A 7,064-nucleotide genomic window follows, 5' to 3' on the forward strand; every position below is an offset into this window, starting at 1 on the left:
GTTGGCGGTGACGGCCGAGGCCGAGGGCGGCGCGTCGGTGCCGCGGTTGTGGGCGTAGTCGTACTGCAGGAAGTAGCTGCGGTCGATGTGGTCGCTGGACTTGTTGCGTCCGCCGCGCAGCCGGCCGCTGTCGACCACGTAGCTGCCCGACTGCTCGCTCTTGAGTTCGCCGCCGGCGAACCAGCGCCAGCCGCGGTCGTCGGGCACGGCGTTCCACTCGGTGCCCAGCGACTGGATGTCGTTGTCCAGCGAGAGCCGCGACACGGCGCGCCAGCCGAGCAACGGCATGCGGTTGTGGGTGTGGTCGATCGACAGGCGCGGGCCGTTGTCGGTGGTGAAGCCCACGCCCATCACCACCTTCTGCAGCGGCGCCTCGCGCAGCTGCGCGATCACGGGCGCGGCCAGCGGCGTGTGGCTGTCGGTGTCGAGCGTGAGGAACACCGAGTCGTAGTAGCCGCTGCTGGCCAGGCGCTGCTGGGCGTCGAGCAGCTTCTGCTGGTCGTAGTCGGTGCCGGTGGGCAGGCGCGCGATGCGGCGCGCGGCGTCGGCGTCGTAGCGCTCCACGCCGCGCAGCACCAGCGGGCCGAACTTGTAGGCCGGGCCCGACTGGTAGGTCACGCCGAGTCGGGCCTCGTGGCGGTCGGCGTCGATCTCGGCGCGGCTGATCTCCACGCTGCCGGTGGGAAAGCGCTTGGCCGTGAGGCTGCGCAGCGCGGTGGTCTTGGCGTCGTCCCATGCCCCTTGCGTGAAGGGCTCGCCGGCGCGCAGCGCCCAGCCGGTGCGGATGGCGTCGCGCTGCGCTTCGGCGCTGGGGTCGTTGGCGATCTGGCCGGCGTAGCGGATCTGCACGGTCGACACTTTGGTGCGCTCGCCGGGCGCCACGGTGATGACGACCTCGCGCGGGGCCTCGGTGCTGTCGGGTGTTTCGTTGAGTTCGAGCGTGAGCGTGGGCGTGAAGTAGCCCAGCGTGCCCAGCAGCTCGCGCGCATTGGCCTCGGCCGCGACCATGAGGCGCGAGACCTCGGTCACGCCCAGGTCGTCGAGCTCGCGGTAGCGCTGGATCTCGAGGTGGCGCGCGAGGTAGTCGCGCTCGGTCTCGGGGCCGCGCACATCGACCGTGAAGGCGTTGCGCCGGCCGTCGGCCTTGGCCTTGTCGTCGTCCTTGGCGGTGTCTCCGTTGCTGTCGCCGCTGCGCACCACGCCCGCGGTGGACGCACCGGTGTCCGCCGCCTCTTTTTTAGGCAGCAGGCTGCAGCCTTGCAAAAGCAGGACGCCGGAAAAAAGCAAAGCCGGCCACAACGCCGGCGAAAGAACGGATGCCACCCTGACCATGGGGGCATTCTGACAGCACCCGTGTGGCGGCTGCCCCCCACTTGTGCGGGGCCGCGGGTTACTTGGACAGCATGCGCATCGCCTCTTCGAGGCCGCGCAGCGTGAGCGGGTACATGCGGTTGGACATGAGCTGCTGCATCACCGCGATGCTCTGGCGGTACTGCCACACGCCCTGGGGCTCGGGGTTGATCCAGGCGAACTTGGGGAAGGTGTGCGTGAGGCGCTGGATCCACTCGGCGCCGGCCTCTTCGTTGTTGTATTCGACGCTGCCGCCAGGTTGCAAGATTTCGTAAGGACTCATCGTGGCGTCGCCCACGAAGATGAGTTTGTAGTCTTTGTTGTACTTGCGCAGGATGTCCCAGGTCGCGAACTTCTCGGAGAAGCGGCGCTTGTTGTTCTTCCACATGAAGTCGTAGACGCAGTTGTGGAAGTAGTAGAACTCCAGGTGCTTGAACTCGGTCTTCACGGCCGAGAACAGTTCTTCGACGCGCTGGATGTGCTCGTCCATCGTGCCGCCCACGTCCATCAAGAGCAGCACCTTGACGTTGTTGTGGCGCTCGGGCCGCATCTTGATGTCGAGGTAGCCGGCATTGGCGGCGGTCGAGTGGATGGTGTTGTCCAGGTCCAGCTCTTCCTCGTGGCCTTCGCGCGCGAACTTGCGCAGGCGCCGCAGCGCGACCTTGATGTTGCGCGTGCCCAGTTCCTGCGTGTCGTCGTAGTCCTTGTAGGCGCGCTGGTCCCACACCTTCACGGCACTGCGGTTCTTGCCGGCGCCGCCGATGCGGATGCCCTGCGGGTTGTAGCCGCCGTTGCCGAAGGGCGAGGTGCCACCGGTGCCGATCCACTTGCTGCCGCCTTCGTGGCGTTCCTTCTGCTCTTCGAAGCGCTTCTTGAGCGTTTCCATGAGCTCGTCCCAGCCCATCTTCTCGATCTTGGCTTTTTCTTCGGCGGTGAACTCGCGCTCCAGCGTCTTCTTGAGCCAGTCGAGCGGCACTTCCTTGGTGAAGTCGGTGAGCATCTCGACGCCCTTGAAGTAGGCGGCGAAGGCGCGGTCGAACTTGTCGTAGTGCTTCTCGTCCTTCACGAGCGCGGTGCGCGAGAGGTAGTAGAAGTCGTCGATGCCGTAGGCACCGTCGGAGTTCGGGCCCACCACGTCGGACTTGAGCGCCTCGAGCAGCGTGAGGTATTCCTTGACCGACACCGGCAGCTTGGCCGAACGCAGGGTGTAGAAGAAGTCGATGAGCATGGAGCGCTCCTTGTGTTTCGTTCAGCCGCGCGGCTTGTCGAGCAGGTACAGCAGCTGGGCCTTCACCTCGGGCCATTCGCCCGCGCGCAGGCTGTACATGACGGTGTCGCGGATGGTGCCGTCGCGGCGCATCACGTGGCCGCGGATCACGCCGTCTTTCTTCGCGCCCAGGCGCTCGATGGCGCGCTGCGAGGCGAAGTTGAAGTTGTCAGTGCGCCAGCCCACCACGTTGCAGCCCAGCGTGTCGAACGCGTGCGTGAGCATCAGGAGCTTGCAGGTGGTGTTGACGTGGGTGCGCTGGCAGCGCTCGGCGTACCAGGTGTAGCCGATCTCGACGCGCTTCACGCCCGGCAGGATGTCGTGAAAGCTCGTGCTGCCCAGCACGGTGCCGCTGGCTTCGTCGGTCACGGCGAAGGCGAAACGATCGGCCGTCTTCAGGGCGGTCTCGATGTAGCTACGCGTGTGCTGCGGCTCGGGCACGGAGGTGACGCGCAGCTTCCACAGCTCGCCGTCGGCGGCCGCGGCGCGCAGGCCGTCTTCGTGGGTGAGTGCCAGCGGCACCAGCGCGAGGCCGCGGGCCTTCAGCGTGACGGGTTCGACGAACGCCATGTGCAAACTCTCCGTATCTCCGTGCAGGTCTCGGTGGATCTGGGGCTCAGCCGCGCGGGTCGCCGTACTTGTGCACGTACCACGCGCGCGCGGCCTGCGCACCGGCGCCGCCGCCCAGGCCGATCAACGCAATGCCGACGATCTCGCGCGTGCCGTACTTGCTGTCGGTGGCGAAGGCGTCGAGTCCGAGCAGCAGCCCGATCCCGCGCCCGATCAGCGCGCCCACCACGAACAGCACCGCCTGGGCGATGCCCAGCTTCATCAGCTGCTTGGTGGAATGCGGTTGCCGGCTCATGGCCTAGCGGTTGTTGCGTTGCATGAAGACGAGCTTCTCGAACAGGGTCACGTCCTGTTCGTTCTTGAGCAGCGCGCCCACCAGCGGCGGCACGGCGACCTTGTCGTCCTTGCTCTGCAGGGCTTCGAGCGGAATGTCTTCGGCCACCAGCAGCTTGAGCCAGTCGAGCAGCTCGGAGGTCGAGGGCTTTTTCTTCAGGCCGGGCAGGTTGCGCACGTCGTAGAAGGTCTTCATCGCGGACGTGAGCAGCTCCTGCTTCAGGTTCGGGAAGTGCACGGCGACGATGTGCTTCATCGTCTCGGCATCGGGGAACTTGATGTAGTGGAAGAAGCAGCGGCGCAGGAAGGCGTCGGGCAGTTCCTTCTCGTTGTTCGAGGTGATGAACACCAGCGGACGGTGCTTGGCGCGGATGAGTTCGCGCGTCTCGTAGCAGTAGAACTCCATGCGGTCGATTTCGCGCAGCAGGTCGTTCGGGAATTCGATGTCGGCCTTGTCGATCTCGTCGATCAGCAGTGCCACCGGCTTGTCGGCCGTGAAGGCCTGCCACAGCACGCCCTTGACGATGTAGTTCTGGATGTCCTTGACGCGCTCGCCGCCGTCCACGTCGGACAGCTGCGAGTCGCGCAGGCGGCTCACGGCGTCGTATTCATACAGGCCCTGTTGCGCCTTGGTGGTCGACTTGATGTGCCACTGCAGCAGCGGCATGTCGAGCGCTTGCGCCACTTCCTCGGCCAGCATGGTCTTGCCGGTGCCGGGCTCGCCCTTGACGAGCAGGGGACGCTGGAGTGTGATGGCCGCATTGACCGCCAGCATCAGGTCCTGAGTGGCGACGTAGTTGTCTGAGCCCTTGAATTTCATGAGTGGAGCGGAGGCAGGGTGGAGAAAAGAACACACTCGATCTGCATTGCGCAGTCTCTTGTGCAGCCCGCGCGAGGTTCCCGTGGGACCCTTGCATATAATCGAATGTTGATTCGAAAAACTGTATCTCCACGAGATTGTGCGCGCAAAATGAACAAGTTGTTGACCACGATGTTTGCCCTTGCTGTCGCTTGCGTGACGGTCTCGGCCCAAGCCCAACAAGTCACTGGCAAGGCCCAGGACGGAGCCAAGAAGGTCCAGATGTGCGTGGGTTGCCACGGCATCATCGGCTACCAGGCGAGCTTCCCCGAGATCCACAAGGTCCCGATGATCGCGGGCCAGAGCGCCACGTACATCTCCTCCGCGCTCACCGCGTACAAGGGCGGTGACCGCAAGCACCCGACGATGCGCGCCATCGCCGACACCCTCACCGAACAGGACATCGCCGACCTTGCGGCCTATTACAGCCAGCTGGGCGTGAAGGAAGGCGACGCGCCTGCGGCCACCCCGGCCAAGGCTGCGTCCGAGAACGTCCAGGCGCTCATCGCGCGCGACAAGGACAACAGCTGCACCAAGTGCCACGGTGCCAACTTCAACACGCCGAACGACGGCACCGTGCCCAAGCTGGCCGGCCAGCACGCCGACTACCTGTTCGTGGCGCTGAAGTCGTACCGCGTGAAGAACAACCCCCACCTGGGCCGCTCCAACGCCGTGATGGCCGCGCAGGTCGAACCCAAGAAGTTCACCAACGCCGAGCTGAAGACGCTGGCCACCTACATCAGCTCGCTGCCTGGCGAACTGAAGGTCGTGCCTGAATCGCGCCTGCATCACGCGCCTCAGTAAGCCAGACAGACGGGCATCGACCCGCTGCCCCAAAGAAAAAGCCCGCATCAGCGGGCTTTTTTTCGTCCGGATTTTCCCGGGGGTCAGACGTCGAAGAAGGCCGTCTCGTCCGTGCCCTGCATGCGGATGTCGAAGCGGTACGTCACCGCGCCGCCTTGCTCCACGCGCTCGGCGATCAGCGTGTGGCGGCGCTCGGCCGGCACGCTCTGCAGCACGGCGTCCTTCGCATTGGCTTCGGCCTCGTCGCTGAAGTACACGCGTGTGAAGGCATGCAGCAGCAGGCCGCGCATGAGCACGATCATGTTGATGTGCGGGGCTTCACCGGGCGTTTCGGCGCCGGGCTTGACGGTGTGGAACACGAAGCGGTTTTGCGCATCGGTGCCCGTGCCGACACGGCCGAAGGCGCGAAAGCCCAGGGCGCGTGCCTCGTCGGGCGTCTGCGGGTAGCGGCCTTCGCCGTCGGGCTGGCTGATCTCGACCAGCGCGTCGTTGATCGGGTTGCCGTCGCCGTCGATCACGCGGCCTTCGAGGCGGATGCGTTGGCCGCTGGCGGTGTCCAGCGCCAGCACGGCGTCGAAGGGCTGGTTGAAGTTGTAGCCGTACTGCGTGGCGGTGAGGCCGTAGGCGAAGTAGGGGCCCACGGTCTGCGAGGGCGTCTGGCCGAAGTCGGCTTCCTGTGCGGTCATCAATGGCATGGGGAATTCCTTTCAGCGGTTCTCGAACGGCGTTTCATCGGCGCCGCGCAGCACCATGTCGAACTGGTAGCCCAGGGCGTAGCCTTCCTCGGTGATGTCGAGGCTGAAGTCGGCAATGAGGCGGTTGCGGTAGCGCTCGGGCGTGCCGGTGACCATCGGGTCGTACTGCAGCAGCGGGTCGCCGGGGAAGTACATCTGCGTCACGAGGCGGCTGGCGAAGCTCTGGCCGAACAGCGACAGGTGGATGTGCTGCGGACGCCAGGCGTTCGGGTGGTTGCCCCAGGGATACGCGCCGGGCTTGATGGTGAGGAAGCGGTAGCGGCCTTCGCTGTCGGTCAGGCAGCGGCCCGCGCCCAGGAAGTTGGGGTCCAGCGGGGCGTCGTGCTGGTCGACCTTGTGCACGTAGCGGCCCGAGGCGTTGGCCTGCCACAGCTCGACCAGCGTGTTGGCCACCGGGCGGCGGCGCTCGTCGAGCACCTGGCCCGTGAGGATCATGCGTTCGCCCAGCGGCTCGCCGTTGACGCGCGCGTTGCGCGTGAGGTCGTGGTCGAACTCGCCGATGCTGTCGTGGCCGTACACCGGCTGCTGCAGCTCGCCGAGCGAGGCCTTCAGCGGAATGAGCGGCTTCTGCGGGCCGCGCTTGCCGGTCGACTTGTAGCCGGGGTAGATGTAGCTGGGGTGGGCGTCCCAGTCGCGCGGGGTGAGGGTGGGCTGAACGCCGCTGGTCTTGGTCATGTACGTTGTCTCCTGTCGTGGGACGAATCCGAAGCCCGCACTGTAGAAGTCGCAATCAATGATGTAAATTGAAGATTGTTCCAGTTTCAATAACCAGAAGGCATTGAAAAAGTCTCCCGCCGAGCTTCGCCAGGATTTCGTGCGCAACGTGCAGCTGCGGCACCTGCGCGCCTTCGTCGCGGTCGCGCAGGAGCGCCACCTGGCGCGCGCGGCCGAGCGGCTGGCGCTGAGCCAGCCGGCGGTGTCCAAGACGCTGTCGGAGCTCGAGGCCGTGGTCGGCACCCGTCTGGTGGAACGCAGCCAGGCCGGGCGCCGCGGCGTGCAGGGCCTCACGCCGCCCGGTGAACAGCTGCTGGCCCACGCCCTGCGCGTGCTCGAGGCGCTCGACGCCAGCGCGCAGGCCGTGGCGCCGGCGGCGGGCGGGCGCATCGAGCGCCTGCGCATCGGCGCC

At 66.1% G+C, this 7,064-nt stretch carries 9 protein-coding genes; 2 read left to right on the plus strand and 7 right to left on the minus strand.

The window, feature by feature from the left end; genetic code table 11:
* The 5 genes from VBO01S_RS30185 to VBO01S_RS30205 all read right to left on the minus strand — a co-directional run.
* The coding region (locus tag VBO01S_RS30185) for an autotransporter assembly complex protein TamA (RefSeq protein WP_255221245.1) at nucleotides 1-1,263 on the minus strand (1,263 nt) is incomplete at its 3' end.
* Nucleotides 1,264-1,390: 127 nt separating this feature from the next.
* Nucleotides 1,391-2,578: a vWA domain-containing protein gene (locus tag VBO01S_RS30190; RefSeq protein ID WP_062482585.1), complete on the minus strand. Its 1,188-nt coding sequence runs from the start codon at nucleotides 2,576-2,578 to the stop codon at nucleotides 1,391-1,393.
* A 21-nt stretch (nucleotides 2,579-2,599) separates the two neighbouring features.
* Nucleotides 2,600-3,187 (minus strand): GNAT family N-acetyltransferase, encoded by a 588-nt coding sequence (locus tag VBO01S_RS30195; RefSeq protein ID WP_062482587.1) that lies wholly within the window; start codon nucleotides 3,185-3,187, stop codon nucleotides 2,600-2,602.
* A gap of 46 nt (nucleotides 3,188-3,233) precedes the next feature.
* Nucleotides 3,234-3,482, minus strand: a complete 249-nt coding sequence (locus VBO01S_RS30200; protein ID WP_062482590.1) for a hypothetical protein — start codon at nucleotides 3,480-3,482, stop codon at nucleotides 3,234-3,236.
* Nucleotides 3,483-3,485: 3 nt separating this feature from the next.
* Nucleotides 3,486-4,340, minus strand: a complete 855-nt coding sequence (locus VBO01S_RS30205; protein WP_062482592.1) for an AAA family ATPase — start codon at nucleotides 4,338-4,340, stop codon at nucleotides 3,486-3,488.
* Between the two features lie 150 nt (nucleotides 4,341-4,490).
* On the opposite strand from VBO01S_RS30205, the gene VBO01S_RS30210 reads away from it, so the two are divergent.
* Complete coding sequence (locus VBO01S_RS30210) at nucleotides 4,491-5,183, plus strand: c-type cytochrome (protein WP_062482594.1); 693 nt, start codon at nucleotides 4,491-4,493, stop codon at nucleotides 5,181-5,183.
* A gap of 83 nt (nucleotides 5,184-5,266) precedes the next feature.
* Here VBO01S_RS30210 and pcaG read toward each other — a convergent pair whose 3' ends face one another.
* Together pcaG and pcaH are read right to left on the minus strand one after the other, a co-directional pair.
* Complete coding sequence (pcaG, locus tag VBO01S_RS30215; protein ID WP_062482596.1) at nucleotides 5,267-5,878, minus strand: protocatechuate 3,4-dioxygenase subunit alpha; 612 nt, start codon at nucleotides 5,876-5,878, stop codon at nucleotides 5,267-5,269.
* Between the two features lie 12 nt (nucleotides 5,879-5,890).
* Nucleotides 5,891-6,613: a protocatechuate 3,4-dioxygenase subunit beta gene (pcaH, locus tag VBO01S_RS30220; protein ID WP_062482599.1), complete on the minus strand. Its 723-nt coding sequence runs from the start codon at nucleotides 6,611-6,613 to the stop codon at nucleotides 5,891-5,893.
* Between the two features lie 103 nt (nucleotides 6,614-6,716).
* On the opposite strand from pcaH, the gene VBO01S_RS30225 reads away from it, so the two are divergent.
* Nucleotides 6,717-7,064 (plus strand): LysR family transcriptional regulator (locus VBO01S_RS30225; protein ID WP_255221246.1); only part of this gene is annotated, 348 nt, incomplete at its 3' end.

Source organism: Variovorax boronicumulans NBRC 103145 (genome assembly GCF_001591345.1).
In the GTDB taxonomy this organism is placed as follows: Bacteria; Pseudomonadota; Gammaproteobacteria; order Burkholderiales; family Burkholderiaceae_C; genus Variovorax; species Variovorax boronicumulans.

What these genes read in the sequence shown, in the direction of transcription:
- VBO01S_RS30190 (WP_062482585.1), bottom strand. Translation starts at nt 2,578, where the DNA reads ATGCTCATCGACTTCTTCTACACCCTGCGTTCGGCCAAGCTGCCGGTG.
- VBO01S_RS30195 (WP_062482587.1), bottom strand. Translation starts at nt 3,187, where the DNA reads ATGGCGTTCGTCGAACCCGTCACGCTGAAGGCCCGCGGCCTCGCGCTG.
- VBO01S_RS30200 (WP_062482590.1), bottom strand. Translation starts at nt 3,482, where the DNA reads ATGAGCCGGCAACCGCATTCCACCAAGCAGCTGATGAAGCTGGGCATC.
- VBO01S_RS30205 (WP_062482592.1), bottom strand. Translation starts at nt 4,340, where the DNA reads ATGAAATTCAAGGGCTCAGACAACTACGTCGCCACTCAGGACCTGATG.
- VBO01S_RS30210 (WP_062482594.1), top strand. Translation starts at nt 4,491, where the DNA reads ATGAACAAGTTGTTGACCACGATGTTTGCCCTTGCTGTCGCTTGCGTG.
- pcaG (WP_062482596.1), bottom strand. Translation starts at nt 5,878, where the DNA reads ATGCCATTGATGACCGCACAGGAAGCCGACTTCGGCCAGACGCCCTCG.
- pcaH (WP_062482599.1), bottom strand. Translation starts at nt 6,613, where the DNA reads ATGACCAAGACCAGCGGCGTTCAGCCCACCCTCACCCCGCGCGACTGG.